This window comes from Agromyces bracchium (assembly GCF_009709675.1).
GTDB lineage: Bacteria > Actinomycetota > Actinomycetes > Actinomycetales > Microbacteriaceae > Agromyces > Agromyces bracchium.
In genome coordinates, this window is record NZ_WMLB01000006.1 from 109,229 (window position 1) to 127,186 (window position 17,958).

At 68.2% G+C, this 17,958-nt stretch carries 18 protein-coding genes; 4 read left to right on the top strand and 14 right to left on the bottom strand.

Features of this window, described 5'->3' with window-relative positions; genetic code table 11:
* Nucleotide 1 precedes the first annotated feature (1 nt).
* Nucleotides 2-739, bottom strand: coding sequence for an aspartate/glutamate racemase family protein (locus GJ743_RS01760; protein WP_155050213.1), 738 nt, complete (start codon nucleotides 737-739; stop codon nucleotides 2-4).
* Nucleotides 740-856: 117 nt separating this feature from the next.
* Here GJ743_RS01760 and GJ743_RS01765 point away from each other — a divergent pair, with 117 nt between their 5' ends.
* Nucleotides 857-1,213 (top strand): ArsR/SmtB family transcription factor, encoded by a 357-nt coding sequence (locus GJ743_RS01765; RefSeq protein ID WP_155050214.1) that lies wholly within the window; start codon nucleotides 857-859, stop codon nucleotides 1,211-1,213.
* Nucleotides 1,210-1,695 carry an SRPBCC family protein gene (locus GJ743_RS01770; protein WP_155050215.1) on the top strand — a complete coding sequence of 162 codons (486 nt, stop codon included), beginning with the start codon at nucleotides 1,210-1,212 and terminating at the stop codon, nucleotides 1,693-1,695. The genes GJ743_RS01765 and GJ743_RS01770 overlap by 4 nt, the downstream gene beginning before the upstream one ends.
* A 63-nt stretch (nucleotides 1,696-1,758) precedes the next feature.
* Here GJ743_RS01770 and GJ743_RS01775 read toward each other — a convergent pair whose 3' ends face one another.
* The 6 genes from GJ743_RS01775 to GJ743_RS01800 form a co-directional block, all read right to left on the bottom strand.
* Nucleotides 1,759-2,820 carry an NAD(P)-dependent alcohol dehydrogenase gene (locus tag GJ743_RS01775; protein WP_328288686.1) on the bottom strand — a complete coding sequence of 354 codons (1,062 nt, stop codon included), beginning with the start codon at nucleotides 2,818-2,820 and terminating at the stop codon, nucleotides 1,759-1,761.
* 85 nt (nucleotides 2,821-2,905) lie between these two features.
* A complete protein-coding gene (locus GJ743_RS01780; RefSeq protein WP_155050216.1) occupies nucleotides 2,906-3,943 on the bottom strand; it encodes an alpha/beta fold hydrolase in 1,038 nt (345 codons plus the stop codon).
* Between the two features lie 38 nt (nucleotides 3,944-3,981).
* Complete coding sequence (locus GJ743_RS01785) at nucleotides 3,982-5,256, bottom strand: serine hydrolase domain-containing protein (protein WP_155050217.1); 1,275 nt, start codon at nucleotides 5,254-5,256, stop codon at nucleotides 3,982-3,984.
* 245 nt (nucleotides 5,257-5,501) lie between these two features.
* Nucleotides 5,502-6,092, bottom strand: coding sequence for a TetR/AcrR family transcriptional regulator (locus tag GJ743_RS01790; RefSeq protein ID WP_196216875.1), 591 nt, complete (start codon nucleotides 6,090-6,092; stop codon nucleotides 5,502-5,504).
* A gap of 98 nt (nucleotides 6,093-6,190) precedes the next feature.
* Nucleotides 6,191-6,787 (bottom strand): PfkB family carbohydrate kinase, encoded by a 597-nt coding sequence (locus tag GJ743_RS01795; protein ID WP_155050219.1) that lies wholly within the window; start codon nucleotides 6,785-6,787, stop codon nucleotides 6,191-6,193.
* A 373-nt stretch (nucleotides 6,788-7,160) separates the two neighbouring features.
* Nucleotides 7,161-7,487 (bottom strand): hypothetical protein, encoded by a 327-nt coding sequence (locus GJ743_RS01800; RefSeq protein ID WP_155050220.1) that lies wholly within the window; start codon nucleotides 7,485-7,487, stop codon nucleotides 7,161-7,163.
* 97 nt (nucleotides 7,488-7,584) lie between these two features.
* Here GJ743_RS01800 and GJ743_RS01805 point away from each other — a divergent pair, with 97 nt between their 5' ends.
* The gene (locus GJ743_RS01805; protein ID WP_155050221.1) at nucleotides 7,585-8,946 is read left to right on the top strand and encodes a helix-turn-helix domain-containing protein; all 1,362 of its coding nucleotides are present in this window, start codon (nucleotides 7,585-7,587) and stop codon (nucleotides 8,944-8,946) included.
* A 6-nt stretch (nucleotides 8,947-8,952) separates the two neighbouring features.
* Here GJ743_RS01805 and GJ743_RS01810 read toward each other — a convergent pair whose 3' ends face one another.
* From GJ743_RS01810 to GJ743_RS01820, 3 genes are all read right to left on the bottom strand, one after another.
* A complete protein-coding gene (locus GJ743_RS01810; protein WP_328288687.1) occupies nucleotides 8,953-9,879 on the bottom strand; it encodes a diacylglycerol/lipid kinase family protein in 927 nt (308 codons plus the stop codon).
* A 101-nt stretch (nucleotides 9,880-9,980) separates the two neighbouring features.
* A complete protein-coding gene (locus GJ743_RS01815) occupies nucleotides 9,981-11,351 on the bottom strand; it encodes a class I SAM-dependent methyltransferase (RefSeq protein WP_155050222.1) in 1,371 nt (456 codons plus the stop codon).
* Nucleotides 11,348-12,685 (bottom strand): FAD-binding oxidoreductase, encoded by a 1,338-nt coding sequence (locus tag GJ743_RS01820; RefSeq protein ID WP_328288688.1) that lies wholly within the window; start codon nucleotides 12,683-12,685, stop codon nucleotides 11,348-11,350. Before GJ743_RS01820 ends, GJ743_RS01815 begins: the two co-directional genes overlap by 4 nt.
* 272 nt (nucleotides 12,686-12,957) lie before the next feature.
* On the opposite strand from GJ743_RS01820, the gene GJ743_RS01825 reads away from it, so the two are divergent.
* Nucleotides 12,958-13,266, top strand: coding sequence for a MerR family transcriptional regulator (locus GJ743_RS01825; RefSeq protein ID WP_155050224.1), 309 nt, complete (start codon nucleotides 12,958-12,960; stop codon nucleotides 13,264-13,266).
* Nucleotides 13,267-13,453: 187 nt separating this feature from the next.
* Here the strand turns inward: GJ743_RS01825 and GJ743_RS01830 are convergent, their stop codons facing one another.
* From GJ743_RS01830 to nrdI, 4 genes are all read right to left on the bottom strand, one after another.
* Entirely contained in the window at nucleotides 13,454-14,053 is a 600-nt protein-coding gene (locus GJ743_RS01830; RefSeq protein WP_155050225.1) for a hypothetical protein, read from the bottom strand.
* A 172-nt stretch (nucleotides 14,054-14,225) separates the two neighbouring features.
* Nucleotides 14,226-15,245, bottom strand: a complete 1,020-nt coding sequence (gene nrdF / locus GJ743_RS01835; RefSeq protein WP_155050226.1) for a class 1b ribonucleoside-diphosphate reductase subunit beta — start codon at nucleotides 15,243-15,245, stop codon at nucleotides 14,226-14,228.
* Nucleotides 15,246-15,341: 96 nt separating this feature from the next.
* On the bottom strand, nucleotides 15,342-17,447 hold the full coding sequence (gene nrdE, locus GJ743_RS01840; RefSeq protein ID WP_155050227.1) for a class 1b ribonucleoside-diphosphate reductase subunit alpha: 2,106 nt from the start codon (nucleotides 17,445-17,447) through the stop codon (nucleotides 15,342-15,344).
* A 35-nt stretch (nucleotides 17,448-17,482) separates the two neighbouring features.
* On the bottom strand, nucleotides 17,483-17,911 hold the full coding sequence (gene nrdI, locus GJ743_RS01845; protein ID WP_155050228.1) for a class Ib ribonucleoside-diphosphate reductase assembly flavoprotein NrdI: 429 nt from the start codon (nucleotides 17,909-17,911) through the stop codon (nucleotides 17,483-17,485).
* Between the last annotated feature and the right edge of the window lie 47 nt (nucleotides 17,912-17,958).

Here is a 17,958-nt window from a genome sequence, read left to right on the forward strand (position 1 = left end):
GCTAGATGAAGCCGTCGTACGCGCGACGGACCACGCTCGAGTGGATCCAGTCGATGAGCGTGAGGTAGTCCCAGACCGGCAGGCCGGTGGCATCCTGGATCTGCTTCGCGTACGGCGGCATGTCGCTGCACTCGAGCAGCAGTCCGCCGATGTCGGGGTGGTCCTCCACGAGCCGGACCGCGGCGCCGACGACCTCGTCCCGCACCTGTTCGAGGTCCATCCAGCCCTGGTCCTCGAGGATCGCGGCGCGGAATCCGGGACTGTGCTCCATGCCGGCGATCACGATCGGCGCGTCCTCGCGGATGCCCACGCCGGCGAGCATCGCCTGGTCGAGGCTGCTCTGCTTGGCGCAGAGGATGCCGAGCCGCTGCTGCGGCTGGAGCGCACCGAGCACCATCGGGACCTGGCAGAGGCTCGACAGGAACACCGGCACGGGCAGGGCCTCGGCGAGCTCGCGCTGGAAGCGGGCGAAGTACCCGCACGCACCCACGATCGCCCGGCAGCCATCGTCGACCAGCTCGCTGGCCGCCGCGAGGATCGGGTCGAGTAGGGTCGGATCGCCACCGATGAGCCGCGGGCTGTCAGCCCCCTCGACGACCTTGAACCGTACCGGATAGTCGTACGTCGACGCGTTCGCGACGTTGCCAGGGATGATCGGGTACCCCGTGTTCAGGAGCAGGATCCCGATCGAATGGCCGGCCATCATCTGCGCGGCAGGCTGGTGGATGATCGTGCCCATGCTGCTCCCCCTCGCGTCGCCGTCGACGGCCGGACCCCGATCCACGGTACAACCGCTCCAGACGCTCGCTCAGAAGATACATTGAACTTTCCGGTTCAGTGTCCTACACTGAACCACATGGTTCAACATGAGGTGCTCGACCGGGCGTTCGCCGCCCTCGGCGACACCACCCGACGCGACATCCTGATGCGGCTCGGCGACGGGCCCGCCACGATCAGCGAGCTGGCCGAGTCAGCGGGGATGACCCTCACCGGCATCCGCAAGCACGTCGACGTGCTCGTCGACGCGGGGCTCGCCACCACCGAGAAGGTCGGACGCACCCGGCAGTGCCGGCTGGGCGCCGAGCGATTGGACGACGCCATGGCGTGGATCTCCTTCTACCAGCGCCTCTGGGAGCGCCGTCTCGACGGTCTCGAGGCCTACTTCACCCTCCGCGACGGCACGCGGAACGACACCGGACAGGACGCATCATGACCGAGCACGCAGGCGGCACCGCCGCCGACACCACGACCGAGACCCTCGAGCTGCGCGCCTCGCGCACGCTCCCCGCGACGCCCGAGGAGGTCTTCGACGCCTACACCGACGCCGAGCAGCAGAAGATCTGGTTCTCGATCCTCGACGAGGAGCCGGGCGTCGTCGAGATCGAGGTCGACCTGCGCGTCGGCGGCCGGCAGGTCGCCGTCTGGGGACCCGACCGCGACACGCTCTTCCGCGAGGAGCAGGTGTTCCTCGAGATCGACCGTCCGCACCGGCTCGTCACCGAGTCGACCGGCAGCGACCCGAGCGGGCAGACGCTGACCACGCACATCGTCGTCACCTTCGAGCCAGTCGACGGCGGCACGCTCATGAGCGTCGTGCAGTCCGGCTTCCCGACGCCCGAGTTCCGCGACTTCTTCGCCTCGCAGGCCTGGGTCGGCGCGTTCGACCGCATCGAGGCGTACCTCGTGCGTCGCTGACGCCTACGCCGTCCACCACGGCCGCAGCGGCAGGTCGCCCACGCCCCCGCGGTCGATGACGACTCAGGGCGCGATGGCGAGCTTTCCGCGAACCGCGCCCGCCTGGAGGTGGCGCATGGCGTCGGGGACCTGCTCGAGGCAGTACGTCCGCTCGAGGCTGGGCACGACTCGGCCGGCCTCGATGAGGTCGGTGAGCGGTCCGAGGTCACGGGCCCGCTCCTTGGTCGTGTGCATGGTGAGCCGCTGCCCCACGAGGGGCGAGATGGCGATCGCGCGCAGTTGACGCCCCATTCCGCCGGTGACCGATCCGCCGTTCTCCCCACCGACGATGACGAGCGTCCCGCGCGGGTCGAGCGCGCGCCGCAGTCGTGAGATCGGGGAGTTGCCGCCGATGTCGAGGATCAGGTCGTACCGGTCCCGACCGTCGGCGAAGTCCTCGCGCGTGTAGTCGATGACCCGTTCGGCCCCGAGTGACGCGACCAGGTCCAGCTTGGCCGTGCTCGCGACCCCGGTCACACGGCCGCCCAGCGCCGTGGCGAGCTGAACGGCGTAGCTGCCGACACCGCCGGAGGCGCCGATGATCAGCACCCGCTGGCCGGGCTCGAGCCGTCCGGCGTCGCGGAGCGCCTGGAGCGCGGTCATCCCCGAGACGGGGACGACGGCCGCCTGCTCGAACGTCAGGTTCCGCGGCTTGGCGGCGAGCTTGTCCTCGCGGGCAGCCGCGTAGTCAGCGAACGCGCCGCGGCTGATGCCGAACACCTCGTCGCCCACGGCGAAGCGCGTCACCGCTGCCCCGACCTCGACCACGGTGCCCGCCACGTCGAGTCCGAGCACCCGGTTCTTGGGGCCACGGAAGCCGAACCCGAGGATCCGCATGAGGTAGGGACGGCCCGTCATCTGGTGCCACGTCCCTCGATCCATGCCTGCGGCGTGGACGCGCACCAGCACCTCGTCGGCGGCGATCTCGGGCCGCTCGACCCGCTCGAACCGGAGTGCGTCGACCTCGCCGTAGCGCTCCTGGACGATGGCGCGCATCGCGCGCGACGTCGAGATGGGCGTCTCGACCGTCGGCCGCGGAGTCCCGGTCGTAGTGGTGGTGGTGGTCGTTCGTGTGTCGGTGTTCATGGTTCTTCCTTCTTCTGGTGCAGCTCGTCCTCGGACGGGCGATTGCGGGTGGTGGTTTCGGATCGGGGCCGGACGGCGTTCGGCCTCAGGCATGAGGCGGGTCGACGTGCGCGGCGACGAAGTCGGCGATGATCCCTGCCATCGCGGCCGACTGGGTCCAATGGAGGTAGTGCGAGCCCTCGAGCACCTCGAGTCGATGGGTGGTGACCGCCTCGAGTTCCACCTCATGGGCCGGGAGCCACTCGGGCATCGTGTCGACGCTCTCGGTGGACAGCAGCTCCAGGACCGGAAGGTCGGCGGCGAACGGTTCGGCGGCGGCCTTCGTCGAGTTCGCCTCGAGCCGGCTCCATTCGTCTGAGATCGAGGGGTTGCCGTAGTTCCAGTTCGCCATCGCGGCGATCCGTCGACGCTCCTCCGGCGTGTACGCGGTTCCGGGAGGTTGGATCAGGTCTGGGGCGATCGTGGTGACCACGCGGTAGAGGCCGAGCGCGCCGACGACACCCTCCGTGACCGACGGGGTGCCGACCTCGAGGGAGGAGGCCGTCGCAGCCATGGCGTCGATGCCGATGATCGCGGCGACGTCGTCGGGATAGGCGTTTGCGTAGTAGCGGGCATACAGGCCGCCCGCCGAGTGCCCGGCGAGGATGACGGGCTCGTCGACGTGCAGCATTTCGAGCACCTCGTGGAGTTCGGACGTGATGTTCTCGATCGTGCGGTCGCCCACGTCGAGGGCGCTGTAGCCGTATCCGAAGCCCTCGACGACGATCACGTCGAACGCGTCGAGCTCGCGGATGAGCGGCGCGAAGTCGACGGCGGGAGCCGGCGTTCCGTAGCCGCTGAGGAGCACCAACACCGAGCCGTCCCCGCCGGTGCGGGTGACGTTGACCTCCCCGGCGTCGAGCTGGACGCTCTGCCCGTACGGTGCGAGCTCGCCCTTCTCTGATGCGGTGGCGGCCGCATTCGCGACGACCGAGACGAGCGTCAGGGCCAGCACGACGGCGAGGACGATTCCGGCGGTGTGCGCGATGCGCGATCGGCGGCGGCGGCCGGGCGCGGGTGGAGCGGTGGGGACCGGGGCGTCAGCTCGAGCGATGGTTTCGATGGGAGTGGCGGTGCGATTCATGAGGTGTTCGTTCCTGTTCGTGCGATGCGCGGGATGGCTCAGGCCTGACCTGCGAGCAGATCCCGACCGAGTTCGGAGCTGACGGGGTTGGAGACGTCGGAGAGGACGACGACGGCGGTGCGGTCGGCGCGGTCGATGCCGAAGTAGGTGGTGTACCCGCCGGTCTGCCCGGTGTGCCAGGTGATGGTCCGACCGGCGGACTCCTCCGACACGTGCCAGAACATCCCGACGCGGAGGTCGTCGGCGCCCGCGGCCTCGATCGGGTCCATCGCCGACAGGCCGGGCGCGGTGCCGTCCAGGAGTGCGGTCGCGAACGCGGCGAGGTCGTGCGCGGTCGAGACGACGCCGCCGCCGGCGGCGTACGCACCCAGGACCCACGGCTCGACGGGCAGGCCTGATGCCGACCATCCGCCCTCGACCTCGTTGCGATCGGTTTCGACCGCAGTGGCGGTCATGCCGAGCGGCTCGAACAGTCGGGTCCGCATGAGCTCGGCGTAGCTCATCCCGGCCGCCGCGGCGACGGCGACTCCCGCCGTCGCTGCGCCCAACGTCGAATAGACGTAGGTGCCTCGCGTGTCGAGCGTGCCCGCACGCGCCTCCTCGACCACCTGGGCGACCTCCGTCGAGAAGAAGTTGCGCCCGAGTGGGGCGGCCCAGAATCCGCGGGCCATCGTGGCGGGGCCGAACGCCACGTAGCCGGCGGTGTGCGTGACGAGTTCGCGCATCGTCACCGTGCCCGCCTCCGACCCGTGGAGCTGCGGGAGGTACGTGGAGACGGAGGCATCCAGTCTGATCTCCCCGCGCTCGACCGCGTCCGCGATGACCAGCCCGGTCATCGCCTTCGTCAGCGATCCGACCTCCATCCGCGTCGTCTCGTCGGCGCCGAGCCCTGCGAACCGCACCGGCGTGTCGGCATCCAGGTCGATCTTCGCGACGGCGAGGTCGCGGTACCCCGAGAGCGTGCCGCCGGCGCGCTCCGACTCGAGGCGCGCGAGCAGCGCATCGTCGCCGGTGTGGGCGGAGGCCACCCGCGGCGTCATGCCGAGTGTCGCAGCGCCGAGCACGAGCGCTGCGACCAGCACGGTGACCAGCAGTCGTCGTGAGAACGCGTAGGCCACGACCAGCGTGAACGCCGCGAGCACCGCGACCCAGCTGTCATCGATGTACGAGCCGCCGAGCAGCGAGCGGAGCAGGAACGCGGCAGGAACGGCGACCAGCACCGCGACGACGAACAGCTTGCCCGGCCAACGGCGCGCGAAGGTACTGGTGTCGCGAGCGAACGTCGCCCGGAGGCTCCGAGGGATTCGGGACATGGCCGCTCCGTTCTTTTCTCAAACATTGATGTTTAACTTGGCAGGCCTAAGTTAAACACAGATGTTTGAGTTAGTAAAGAGCGAAGTGAGGAGATCTCGCATGTGGGCGCGGCGACAGCGCGCCATCCGGTTCCAGCCGTGGACTCACCGGTCGGCCAGCGCCATCACCGGCGCCGGTGCGTCGTCGCCCAGCAGGGCCGATCAGCCGCACTGCGGAGACGCCGCCGGCGGCCCCTCGATGGCGACTATCGCTCGGGCGAGGCCTGCAGGAGCGCGCGCAACGTCGGGAACAGGGCGTCGCGTACCTCTGCCTCGCCGACCCGGCCCGCCCTGACCTCGGCCGCGGCCCCGTGCAGGAGCGAGAAGTAGCACGCGGTCTGCCAGGCGATGCTCATGTCGTCGCGGAATGATCCGTCGGCACGCCCACGAGCGAGCAGGTGCTCGACCCGCGCCCGCGGATCGGCGTGGCTGCCGTGCATCACCTCGGCCGGGAGCGCCTGCTCGGCCACGCCCCGCAGGACGCCCAGGCTGTTCACCAGCTGCCACGAGACGTCCACCAAGGACTCCAGCGCGTGCCAGGCATCCCCGCTCAGGTCGACCGACGCGAGTTCCGCCTCCACGCGCGCCATCGAGGTGTGGACGAGTTCGGTCATGAGCTCATTGCGCGAGGAGAAGTGCCCGTAGAGGGTGATCCGCGCGACCCCGGCGGCCTGGGCGATATCGGCCAGGCTCGCGTTGGGGTCATCGGTCAGGCACGTCGCCGCCGCCTGGAGGATGGCGTCGCGGTTGCGCGTCGCATCCGACCGGACCGCCCGTTCCCGTTGCGCGTTCGCCATATCCGACCGACTCCCCACTAGCTCAGACATCAGTGTATGCGATGACGCCGCCGCGGTCGTCGGGCTTCACCGCGAGGACCTGGGGCTGCTGGAGTCGTTCAGTCTCGCGATGGGGTCGACAGCTCGTACCCCCACGGCAGATCGGCGCCCGCTCGCGAGACCGTGATGGCGGCCGCCTGCGTCGCCGCGGCCCCGGCTCGCTCGAGGTCGGCGGCGTCGAGCCCATCGCTCCCCCGCTCGGCGACGAAGCTGATCAAGGATGCCATGAACGTGTCGCCGGCACCGATCGTGTCGACGGGATCGACCTCGACGCCGTCGACGCGCACGCGAGCTTCGGCGGTCGCCAACTCGGTACCATCGGCTCCCAACGTGATCGCGGCCACACGGGGCCCGAGCGAGAGCACATGGTCGATGACCGCGGCGATCTCCCGGCCCGGGTAGAGCCAGGCGGCGTCCTCGTCGCTCATCTTCACGACGGTCGAGAGCGCGGCGAATTCCTCGAATCGCGGGACCATCTGCTCGCGAGAGTCGAGCAAGGCGGGACGGATGTTGGGGTCGAACGTGATCTCGTCAGCCTGCGACCGCGACAGCAGCCCACGCAATGCGGAAGCGCCCGGCTCGAGGAAGGCGGCGATCGACCCGGTGTGCAGCACGCGCGCTGCGATCGGTGCGTCCGGCAGACGTACCCAACGCACGTCGAACGTGTACTGCGCCTGGCCGTCCGCCCGAGGCGGGCACGGTCCAGTCGCGGTCCGCGACCGAGACGACCGCGAACCCTGACGTCCGTGCGATGCGGAAGACGAGTTCACCGCCGCTCGTCACCGCGAGCTCGCCCCTTGCCGCCTCCCATTCGATGTCGGCCGCGAGGCCCGCGACGAGCCCGTCCACCGCGGCCTCAACCCGATGGGATGCGATGTCCGGATGCGGCGCCGGCGCCGGGGCGGCGGTGAGCGATGATTGCCCGGCCCGAACGAGATGCCGAGACGGCGACAGCGGATGGCACGGCGCCGAGCTCTGCGCCATCCGGGGGTCTGCTCCCGCGCGCTTCGGCCGTCGTCGCTGGCGAAGTCAGCGCAGGAAGGTCTCGGCCAATCCTTCCGGACCACCATGCCGGCGCCAAGATGCGGCGACCACGCGGTATGCGCGCTCGCCGGCCTCCCTGCACACATCACGCACCTCGGGATCCCGGACGACCTCGCCGCACGCCTTGCGCACGGCCGGTCGCCGCAGCAGGACAGCGGCCGAGACCGCCGCTGCAGCGCCGAGGGGGAACAGCATCAGCCAGGGATTGCTGCCGTTGCGAGGGCGCGCGTCGTAGTGCGGCTCGCTCGTTCCGGTCCCGGACGAAGGCGTGTCCTGCTCCGACCGCCCCGACCACGCCGGCAGTGCACTCATAGTCATGATGATCTCCCTATAGAGTGGGCTCATACGGGTGCTAAGTTAGCCCCGCATTAGCCCGAGTATAGCCACGAGGTTAGGGTAGGTGTCAAGAGTGGCGACCGCGCGCGCAGATCCGAAACCCCGCCTGACCGCGCAGGCATCGGTACTCAAGGCATGGGGGCGGGAGTGGCGACGCGCCAACGGCAAGGGCCAGCAGGAGCTCGGGCGAATCGCCGGATATGGAAGCGACGAGAGCCCGAAGAGCGCCGCCGTGGCGATTTCCCGCATCGAGTCCGGCAAGACCGACCCGACCGGTCGGTACCGCCAACGTCTCTTGGACGCGCTCGGGCATACGGAGGCAGAACTCGAGGAGGAGACGGAGCGAGCGCTCGCGGCGCTCTCGCGCCCCGGCGTCTTCGCCCGTGCCATGGCCGGGCCGATCTACATCGAGAACGAGGCCCGGCGAGCACAGATCATTGCATCGTCGAACCTGCTCACCGAACGGGTCACGTTCCAGATCCGCAACTCCGAGCGCACGCTTGAGCGAGCGTGCAACGGATTCGTCCTGCCGTTCCTCGAGACCGCCGCGAGGCTCGACTGGCAACTGCGGCTCGATACCGAGGATGCCGGGGCGACCGACGAGACGGCAGGATCGCTCGAGGGCGAGATCCGGCAACTGAGGGGACAGACGGAGGCCAGCGTCCTGAAGGCGATGACCGAGAGCGCGGCAGGCGCGGGCGCCGGAGGTGGGCCGAGTTCAGGAACCGCGGCCGGCGTGCTCGTCGCCCTCTCGGCCGCCGGGACCGCATCGACCGGGGCTGCGATCGCCTCGCTCTCCGGCGCGGCTGCCTCCAGCACCACGCTCGCGTGGCTCGGAAGTGGTTCGCTCGCAGCCGGTCGCATGGGCGTAGCGGGCGGCGCGGCGGTCCTGACCGGCATCGTCGCCTTGCCCGCGCTTCTGGCCATCGGTGGAGTGCTCGTCTGGAAGGGCCGAAAGCTCCGCAAGGAAGCCGAGGCAGAAGCCGAGAAGCTCGATGCCGCGCAGCAGGCTCTGGAGGACATGCAGGACGCCCTGCCGCGCGCGGAGCGGTGGAACGAAGCCCAGCAAGCCATCATCCAGCGCGCTGAGCTGCTCGGACGCGCCATCCGATCCCGCTATGGAGAGGCACCTCCGTTCGTCCCAGCACCCGGGCATGACGCGAGCCGCCGGATCGAATGGGACGCGCTTTCCCCCGACGCTCAGAAGGCACTCGAGATCGAGCTCAAGCTGGTCAGCATTATCCTCGACACACAGGCGCTGCCGGTCTGGCTGGGTGTGACGAGCATCAATGAGCCCGACCTCACGCCCTCCCAGGAAGAGACAGCGACCGTGTCAGAAGAGTGGATCGACGAGAGTCTGACACTCGCTCAGTTCGACCTCGACAATCACGAAGAATGGGTCCGGCGCCTCCTGGCCCAAGACTCGCCGAACTAGCGGTGCTCAGCGGACGCGGAGCGCCCCGGCATGCACGCGCACGGTGAACGTCCGCACCTCGCCGGCCTCCTCGCCGTCGATCTCGAACGGCAGGGGCTTCGGGAGCTCGACCGTCATGCGCGCGCCACCAAGATGCGTGGCGGTCTCGGCGTCGGCGGCCTCATCGTCGTTCGCGAAGAAGCGGCGGATGCCGTTGTCCCACACGAAGGACCGCACGGTGTCGAGCCACCCGATCAGGCCGTCAGCGCTCACTACGAGCGCGTCGAGTCGCCCGTCGTCGAGGACGGCATCGGGCAGCAGTGCGACGCCGCCCTGCACCGTGCCGCAGTTTCCGACGATGAAGGTGTGCCCGCTCAGCGTCTGCGGGTCGTCGTCGTCGATCGCGAGGGTGAACTCGACGACATCTGAGGCGGCGATCGCCTTGCCGAGCGCGGCCACGTAGGCGAGCCAGCCGGCCTTGTCCTTCAGGTCGTCGTCGGTCTCGACGAGCATGTGCGCGTCCAGACCGAATCCGACCATGACGGCGAAGCCGCGCTCCTCGCCGTCGCCCGTGTCGACCCAACCGATGTCGATGCGCCGCTCACCGGTTCCGAGCGCGCGCTCGATCGCCGCTGCGGTGTCGCCGATCGGGACCTCGAGGTTGCGGGCGAGCAGGTTGCCGGTGCCCTGCGGGATGATGCCGAGCACGGCATCCTCTCCGGCGAGCACCTCGGCGACGGCCCGAACCGTACCGTCGCCTCCAGCCACCACGACCACCTCGGCGCCGTGCGCAAGCGCCTCTCGCGCCATTCCGCGACCCGGGTCGTCCTCAGTGGTCTCGAACCAGGATGCGGCGGCACAGGCGTCCGGATCGACGCGATCGAAGGCGTCGCAGAGTTCCTGGCGCTCGATCTTGCTCGGGTTGAAGATGATGGCGATGTGAGGGGTGTTCACGCGCACACTCTGCCACGCCGGATCAGTCCGATGCCGGGGCTTGCGTACGGGGAGCCCGAACGCTAACTCACCCGGCTCCGGCCGGGCTCCGGCATCCCGCCCTACGCCGTCCACCACGGCCGCAGCGGCAGCTCGCCCACTCCCCCGCGCTCGTCGGGCTTCACCGCCAGAACCTGGTGCAGCTGGATGCCGCCGCGCTCGAACTGCAGCCGCGACCCGGCCATGTAGAGCCCCCAGACCTTCGCGGTCGGCAGGCCGACCTCGTCGACCGCCTCGTCCCAGTGCTCGACGAGGTTGGCGCACCAGTCGCGCAGGGTGAGCGCGTAGTGCGGGCGCAGGTTCTCCTCGTGCAGCACCTCGAGGCCGACATCCTGCGCTTCGGTGATGATGCGCCCGGACCCGGTGAGCTCCCCGTCGGGGAAGACGTAGCGGTCGATGAACCCGTGCGTCGAGGGTTCGGACCGGTTGTCGGGGCGGGTGATGCAGTGGTTGAGCAGCAGCCCGCCGGGGCGCAGCCGCGACTGCAGGAAGCGGAAGTACTTCGCGTAGTTGCGCACCCCGATGTGCTCGAGCAGCCCGATCGACGACACCGCGTCGAACCCGGTGTCGGCGATGTCGCGGTAGTCGCCGTGGCGCACCTCGGCGAGCTCGCCCAGGCCCTCCTCGGCGATGGCGCGCTGCGACCACGTGGCCTGCTCCTCCGACAGCGTGACGCCGACGACACGGATGCCGCGGCGCGCCGCATAGCGCACCATGCCGCCCCAGCCGCAGCCCACGTCGAGCAGCCGGTCGCCCGGCGCCAGCCGCAGCTTCTCGAAGACGAGCCGGTACTTGTTCTCCTGGGCTTCGTCGAGGGATGCCTCGGGGCGCGGGTAGCACGCGCAGGTGTAGGTCATCGACGGCCCGAGCACCCACTCGTAGAAGGTGTTCGACACGTCGTAGTGGTGGTGGATGGCCTCGGCGTCCCGCGCCTTGCTGTGCCGGCGGCCCGTGGCGACCCGACGCCAGCGGGGCGGCGCCTCCCCCGGCGGCGGCGCGATGGGTCGCAGGTGCTCGACGCCGATCGAACGGAGGATCTGCGCGATGGATCGTGGCGGCGGCATCCGGAACACCAGTTCGTCGGCGAGCGCCCGGAGCAGTTCGTAGGGGTCGCCCGGGTGCACGCCGTGGACCTCGAGGTCGCCGGCGATGTAGGCGCGAGCGAGGCCGAGGTCGCCGCGACCGGTGGCGAGGTAGGTCGTGCCCCGCGGCGTCTTCAGTTCGATGCCGAGCGGGGCGTCGGGCGGGCCCGCCGAGCTGCCGTCGTACGCGGTGAACCGCAGCGGAAGTCGCCCGCCGGCGACGAGCTCCAGGATCTCGGCGAGGGTGAGCCTGCCCGAGGCATCCGGCTTCGGCGCGGCATCCGCCGACGCACCATCGGGCGTGGCATCCGTCGTCGCCGACCCGGGCCCGCGCTCCTTGAACGTCGTCATCGTCGTTGCACCGCCTTCGCGTAGAGGTCGAGGAGCCGTGAGTCGGGGTCGTACCGCCGCTTCGCGGCGCGGTAGGCATCGCCGCCGTAGAGCGCGTCGAACTCGTCGCGCGGGTAGTAGGCGTCGGAGTACAGCGACTTGTGCCCGTCGAGCTCGCTGACCTTGTGCTCGATCAGCCGGTTCGTCGCGCCCTCGGTCGCGCCGACCGGCACGGTCGACCAGAAGCCGACGTTCACGTAGGTGCGGTGCGACTCGAGCGGATACAGCGGCCAGTCGGTGTCGTCGCGCGGTCGCAGCGGGCACAGCCAGATCGGCTCGATCGGCACCTCGGCGAGGAACCAGTCGAGGAACTCCGCGGCCCGCTCGATCGGGATCTCGACGTCCTGGATCACGCGCTCGCGCGGCGGCCGGCCGCCGAACCGCTCGATGCGGTTTCCGATGTCGTACCGCCGTTCGAGCTTCATGAGCTTCCAGTACGCGCTGCTGCGCCGGTAGCGCCGCGGCCAGACCCGGCGAACGAGCGGATGCTGCGCGCCGAACGCCTGCGAGCACCAGAACCAGTCGGTGTCCCACCGCCACAGGTAGTCGTGGATGATGAGCCGGTCGTGCGTCGCGCCATCCGCATGCTGGATGGAGCGGTAGAAGATGCGCTGGCCGGTGTAGTCGCTGGTCGGGCCGGATGCCGCGGTCTGCACGCCCACGCAGAGGTAGCTCTCGTCGGCGCTGAAGACGACCCCGTCGAGGTAGTCGACGCGGGTGCCGTCGTCGAGGGCGCCGGACTCGACGATGCGGTCCATCGTGTCGACGAGGTCGGCGAGGGCGTGGAACCGCAGGTGCGTGAGCGCGACGAACGGCTGCACCGGCTCGAGCTCGATGCGCAGGCGCACGGCGTACCCGAGCGTGCCGTACGAGTTCGGGAACGCGTGGAACAGGTCGGCGTGCTCTGTCGGCGACGCGGTCACGACCTCGCCGGCGCCGGTGAGGATGTCGAGCTCCAGCACCGACTCGTGCGGCAGCCCGTTGCGGAACGACGTCGACTCGATCCCGAGGCCCGTCACCGCGCCGCCCAGTGTGATGGTCTTCAGCTGCGGCACCACCAGCGGCGCCAACCCGTAGGGCAGCGTGGCCGCGACGAGATCCTCGTATGTGCACATGCCGGCCACGTCGGCCGTCCGCGCCTGGGCGTCGACCGCGATGACCTGCGTCAGCCCCGACGTGTCCAGGCCCCGGGCCTCGACTCGGTCGCGCGACCGGAACAGGTTCGACGTCGGCTTCGCCAGCCGCACCGTCGCCGTCGCCGGCAGTGCCCGGTAGCTCTCCAGCAGGCGCTCCACGCCGTCAGCGTGGGCGGCTCGTGCGTCAATCGCGTCGGTCGCAGGAGCGGACACACCCTCACGGTAGTCCGTGGGGACCGGTGCCCGCATGGGCTCCTGCCGCATTCTCCGCGGCAGCCCGGGCAACTCGACGTATTCCGCCCCCCTGGGCCGGAACCGGAGCCGGGGCCGGGGCCGGGGCCGGGGCCGGGGAAAGAGGGTCGGTCTCGGTGAGCTGGTCTCGCTGAATCGGCCTGACTTTCGTTCCGTTCTTCAAGCAAGGATGGAACACGATGAACAGGAAGTACTCGCCAGAGATGTGTAAGCGGCCGTTGCGGATGCTCGCTGAGACGCGGCCGGAGTACCCGAGCTTGATGAGCGCGGTCCGGCACGTGGCGGGGCTGATCGGGATGAGCCCGGAGACGCTGCGGCTCTGGCAGCGTCGGTACGAGATCGACGCCGGGGTGAAGCCCCGTGTGACCACGGACGCGGCTGACGTCGATCCGGCGAGCGTTCGTCCTCGACCCAGTTCGAGCGGACGCGATCCTGCGCATGCAGGTGCGACGATTCACACCAACGGCGATCCAGCAGATGCGCGCTGAACTGGCCGACATCGACGCGATCCTCTCGTCTGAGCGACCGACACGATCCCCGTGCGGGCGCTGCGCAGTTTCCGATCCGCCTCAGTCCTTGGCAGCCAGATCGCATTATCGGAACTGAGCCGATTGAGTCGCGCGCGCAGCACGCCTGCCGGCGTGCTATGAATCGAGGACCGACGCCTGAAGGGGCTCAGTGCTGGATGCCTCGGAGCCATCCATCGAGGGGCTGAACGCCGGCGGCGACGGCTGCCGCGACAGGAATACCCAGAGACTCACGGAGCTCGCTACGACCCACTCCTGACAACGTGTACGTCGGGATTCGGGGGAGGCCGTCGACCAGAAAGAACTCGCTGCTCGCGGTGCGTGCAGGGTGGCGCACCGTCCGCCCATTCTCAAGCGTCTCGGTTGAGCCACGTAGCGTGACGATGCGCGAGCCTGACAGCAATTCCCATACCCCGCCAGCCTGATCCAAGATGGCGCGGACAGGGCTCGGGCCCCATTCCGTCGAGTACTTCCACCCCATCAGTGCCCAACCCCTACCCCAGAAATTGCTCTGCTCGGTGCGCGTCCATCCGCGCACGCCCCGCTCATCGAAAGCCGCCTTCCAGTCGGAGACGGCCTCGGAGACAAAGATGTCTCGGGCAGGAATGTGAGCTTCAATCAACAGACCGGTGAGTTCCATAGTCCAGTCGTCCGTCCACGGGGCTTGCCGCTCGGATTCCTCTCTCGCTGCTCGTTCCCGTTCCGCCTTCGAGGCCAGCATTTCCCCAGCGTCATCCATCAGTCCCATGGGGAGAATCTAGCGGGCGCCGACCCTACCCGCCCTCGGCCAGTTCGCTCTTCCGGTGCACGCTCTCATGCTGCTCGACTGACCCCGACGCGGTGGTTTCCAGTGACCGTCGCATCGGCCCAGAATCCGGGCCTCTCACCAGCCGTCTCGGGCCGGAGTCAGAATCGGGAGATCAGAAGTCCCAGTCCTCGTCCTCCGTGTTGACCGCCTTGCCGATCACGTACGAGGAGCCCGAGCCCGAGAAGAAGTCGTGGTTCTCGTCGGCGTTCGGCGAGAGCGAGGCGAGGATCGCCGGGTTCACGTCGGTGACCGAGGAGGGGAACATCGACTCGTAGCCGAGGTTCATGAGGGCCTTGTTGGCGTTGTAGTGCAGGAACTTCTTGACGTCTTCCGTGAGGCCGAGGCCGTCGTAGAGGCTCTGCGTGTACTGCACCTCGTTGTCGTAGAGCTCGTAGAGCAGCGAGAACGTGTAGTCCTTGATCTCGTCGCGCTTGGCCTGGTCGACCAGCTCGAGTCCACGCTGGAACTTGTAGCCGATGTAGTAGCCGTGCACTGCCTCGTCGCGGATGATGAGGCGGATGAGGTCGGCGGTGTTGGTCAGCTTCGCGCGCGACGACCAGTGCATCGGCAGGTAGAAGCCTGAGTAGAAGAGGAACGACTCGAGCAGCGTCGAAGCGACCTTGCGCTTCAGGGGCTCGTCACCGCGGTAGTACTCCATCACGATGGAGGCCTTCTTCTGCAGGTGCTCGTTCTCGACCGACCAGCGGAACGCCTCGTCGATGTCCTTCGTCGAGCACAGCGTCGAGAAGATCGACGAATAGCTCTTCGCGTGCACCGACTCCATGAACGCGATGTTGGTGTACACCGCCTCCTCGTGCGGGGTCAGCGAGTCGGGGATGAGCGAGACTGCACCGACCGTGCCCTGGATGGTGTCGAGCAGCGTGAGGCCCGTGAACACCCGCATCGTCGTGGTCTGCTCTTCGGGCGTCAGCTGGTTCCACGACTGCACGTCATTCGACAGCGGCACCTTCTCGGGCAGCCAGAAGTTGTTGACCAGGCGGTTCCAGACCTCGAGATCCTTGTCGTCCTGGATGCGGTTCCAGTTGATCGCGTTGACGTGGCTGACCAGCTTCACCTTGCCGCCGTGGGCCGGGTCGTTGGTGGCCGAGTTCACCGGGTCGGTGAGAGTCATCCGTTCTGTCCTTATCTTCAGGAGTGGGTCTCGATATGGGTCTCGATACGCTCCGGCTTCGCCGGTGCTACTCGACCACCGGAACGTGAGAAATGCTCATAGTGTGCACGAGACGCACATTTCCAGCTCTGTGCCCTCGAGCGCCTGCTGACGCAGCCGGATGTAGTAGATCGTCTTGATGCCCTTGCGCCAGGCGTAGATCTGGGCCTTGTTGATGTCGCGCGTCGTCGCGGTGTCCTTGAAGAACAGCGTGAGCGAGAGGCCCTGGTCGACGTGCTGCGTCGCCGCGGCGTAGGTGTCGATGACCTTCTCGTAGCCGATCTCGTACGCGTCCTCGTAGTACTCGAGGTTGTCGTTCGTCATGAACGGCGCCGGGTAGTAGACGCGACCGAGCTTGCCTTCCTTGCGGATCTCGATCTTCGACGCGATCGGGTGGATCGACGACGTCGAGTTGTTGATGTACGAGATCGAGCCGGTCGGCGGCACCGCCTGCAGGTTCTGGTTGTAGATGCCGTGCTCCTGGATGGAGGCCTTCAGCTCCTGCCAGTCGTGCTGCGTCGGGATGTGCACGCCGGCGTCGGCGAACAGCTCGATGACCCGTGCGGTCTGGGGCACCCACGCGGCATCCGTGTACTTGTCGAAGAACTCGCCCGACGCGTACTTCGAGTCGGCGAACCCGTCGAAGGCCTCACCGCGCTCGATCGCGATGCGGTTCGACGCGCGCAGCGCGTGGAAGAGCACCGTGTAGAAGTAGATGTTCGTGAAGTCGATGCCCTCCTCGCTGCCGTAGTGGATGCGCTCGCGGGCGAGGTAGCCGTGCAGGTTCATCTGGCCGAGGCCGATGGCGTGCGACTTGTCGTTGCCGTCTTCGACGGACCGCACCGACGAGATGTGCGACATGTTCGAGACGGCGGTGAGGCCGCGGATGGCGGTCTCCACCGTCTTGCCGAGGTCGGGCGAGTCCATCGACAGCGCGATGTTCATCGACCCGAGGTTGCACGAGATGTCCTTGCCGATCTGGGCGTAGGAGAGGTCTTCGTTGTAGGTCGTCGGCGTGTTGACCTGGAGGATCTCGGAGCACAGGTTCGACATGTTGATCCGGCCCTTGATCGGGTTGGCCTTGTTCACCGTGTCCTCGAACACGATGTAGGGGTAGCCCGACTCGAACTGGATCTCGGCGATCGTCTGGAAGAACTCGCGCGCGTTGATCTTCGTCTTCTTGATGCGCGGGTCGTCGACCATGGCGCGGTAGTTCTCGGTGATCGGCACGTCGCCGAACGGCTTGCCGTAGACGCGCTCGACGTCGTACGGCGAGAAGAGGTACATGTCCTCGTTGTTCTTCGCGAGCTCGAACGTGATGTCGGGCACGACGACGCCGAGGGAGAGCGTCTTGATGCGGATCTTCTCGTCGGCGTTCTCGCGCTTGGTGTCGAGGAACCGCATGATGTCGGGGTGGTGCGCCGACAGGTACACCGCACCGGCGCCCTGGCGCGCGCCGAGCTGGTTGGCGTACGAGAACGAGTCCTCGAGCAGCTTCATCACGGGGATGATGCCCGACGACTGGTTCTCGATCTGCTTGATGGGCGCACCCGACTCGCGGATGTTGCTGAGCAGGAGTGCCACGCCACCGCCGCGCTTCGACAGCTGCAGCGACGAGTTGATGCCCCGCGAGATCGACTCCATGTTGTCCTCGATGCGGAGCAGGAAGCACGATACGAGCTCGCCGCGCTGCGCCTTGCCCGTGTTGAGGAACGTCGGCGTCGCCGGCTGGAAGCGGCCGGAGATGATCTCCTCCACCAGCTCGGTCGCGAGCTGCTCGTCACCCTGCGCGAGGCCGAGCGCGGTCATGACGACGCGGTCCTCGAAGCGCTCGAGGTACCGCTTGCCGTCGAAGGTCTTCAGCGTGTAGCTCGTGTAGTACTTGAACGCGCCGAGGAACGTCTCGAAGCGGAACTTCTTCGAGTAGGCCAGGTCGTTGAGCTTCTGGATGAACTCGAACGAGTACATGCCGAGCGTCTCGGGCTCGTAGTACTCCTTCTCGACGAGGTAGTCGAGCCGCTCCTTCAGCGAGTGGAAGAAGACCGTGTTCTGGTTGACGTGCTGGAGGAAGTACTCCCGCGCCGCCTCCTTGTCCTTCTCGAACTGGATCTTCCCGTCGGCGCTGTAGAGGTTCAGCATCGCGTTCAGGGCGTGGTAGTCCATCCCCGAGTTGCTCGAGCGCGGTGCGTCGATGACCGCTACGCCACTGTCGCCTGCGGCGCCTGCTGCTGCGTTGACCAAAATGCGTCCAATCCCTCGTCGACGGCGCGAACGTCGTCTGGTGTTCCGAATACTTCGAAGCGGTAGAGGTGCGGCACATGGCACTTCGCGGCGACGATGTCGCCCGCGAGGCCGTAGGCCGTACCGAAGTTGGTGTTGCCCGCGGCGATCACGCCGCGGATGAGTGCGCGGTTGTGCGGGTCGTTCAGGAACCTGATGACCTGCTTGGGCACGGCGCCCTTGCCGTCCCCTCCCCCGTAGGTCGGGACCACGAGGACGTAGGGCTCGTCGGCCACGAGCGCGGCATCCTTCGCATGGAGCGGGATGCGCGCCGCCGGCCGACCGAGCTTCTCGACGAAGCGCGCGGTGTTGCCCGACACGCTCGAGAAGTAGATGAGGTTCGTCATGTCAGCCCCCGTGGCCGGTGGTCGAGTAGCCGCGCAAAGCCGGCGTA

What these genes read in the sequence shown, in the direction of transcription:
- GJ743_RS01760 (WP_155050213.1), bottom strand. Translation starts at nt 739, where the DNA reads ATGGGCACGATCATCCACCAGCCTGCCGCGCAGATGATGGCCGGCCAT.
- GJ743_RS01785 (WP_155050217.1), bottom strand. Translation starts at nt 5,256, where the DNA reads ATGTCCCGAATCCCTCGGAGCCTCCGGGCGACGTTCGCTCGCGACACC.
- nrdI (WP_155050228.1), bottom strand. Translation starts at nt 17,911, where the DNA reads ATGACGAACCTCATCTACTTCTCGAGCGTGTCGGGCAACACCGCGCGC.
- GJ743_RS01775 (WP_328288686.1), bottom strand. Translation starts at nt 2,820, where the DNA reads ATGAACACCGACACACGAACGACCACCACCACCACTACGACCGGGACT.
- GJ743_RS01790 (WP_196216875.1), bottom strand. Translation starts at nt 6,092, where the DNA reads ATGGCGAACGCGCAACGGGAACGGGCGGTCCGGTCGGATGCGACGCGC.
- GJ743_RS01815 (WP_155050222.1), bottom strand. Translation starts at nt 11,351, where the DNA reads ATGACGACGTTCAAGGAGCGCGGGCCCGGGTCGGCGACGACGGATGCC.
- GJ743_RS01765 (WP_155050214.1), top strand. Translation starts at nt 857, where the DNA reads ATGGTTCAACATGAGGTGCTCGACCGGGCGTTCGCCGCCCTCGGCGAC.
- GJ743_RS01800 (WP_155050220.1), bottom strand. Translation starts at nt 7,487, where the DNA reads ATGAGTGCACTGCCGGCGTGGTCGGGGCGGTCGGAGCAGGACACGCCT.
- GJ743_RS01770 (WP_155050215.1), top strand. Translation starts at nt 1,210, where the DNA reads ATGACCGAGCACGCAGGCGGCACCGCCGCCGACACCACGACCGAGACC.
- GJ743_RS01780 (WP_155050216.1), bottom strand. Translation starts at nt 3,943, where the DNA reads ATGAATCGCACCGCCACTCCCATCGAAACCATCGCTCGAGCTGACGCC.
- GJ743_RS01830 (WP_155050225.1), bottom strand. Translation starts at nt 14,053, where the DNA reads ATGGGACTGATGGATGACGCTGGGGAAATGCTGGCCTCGAAGGCGGAA.
- GJ743_RS01825 (WP_155050224.1), top strand. Translation starts at nt 12,958, where the DNA reads ATGAACAGGAAGTACTCGCCAGAGATGTGTAAGCGGCCGTTGCGGATG.
- nrdE (WP_155050227.1), bottom strand. Translation starts at nt 17,447, where the DNA reads ATGGACTACCACGCCCTGAACGCGATGCTGAACCTCTACAGCGCCGAC.
- nrdF (WP_155050226.1), bottom strand. Translation starts at nt 15,245, where the DNA reads ATGACTCTCACCGACCCGGTGAACTCGGCCACCAACGACCCGGCCCAC.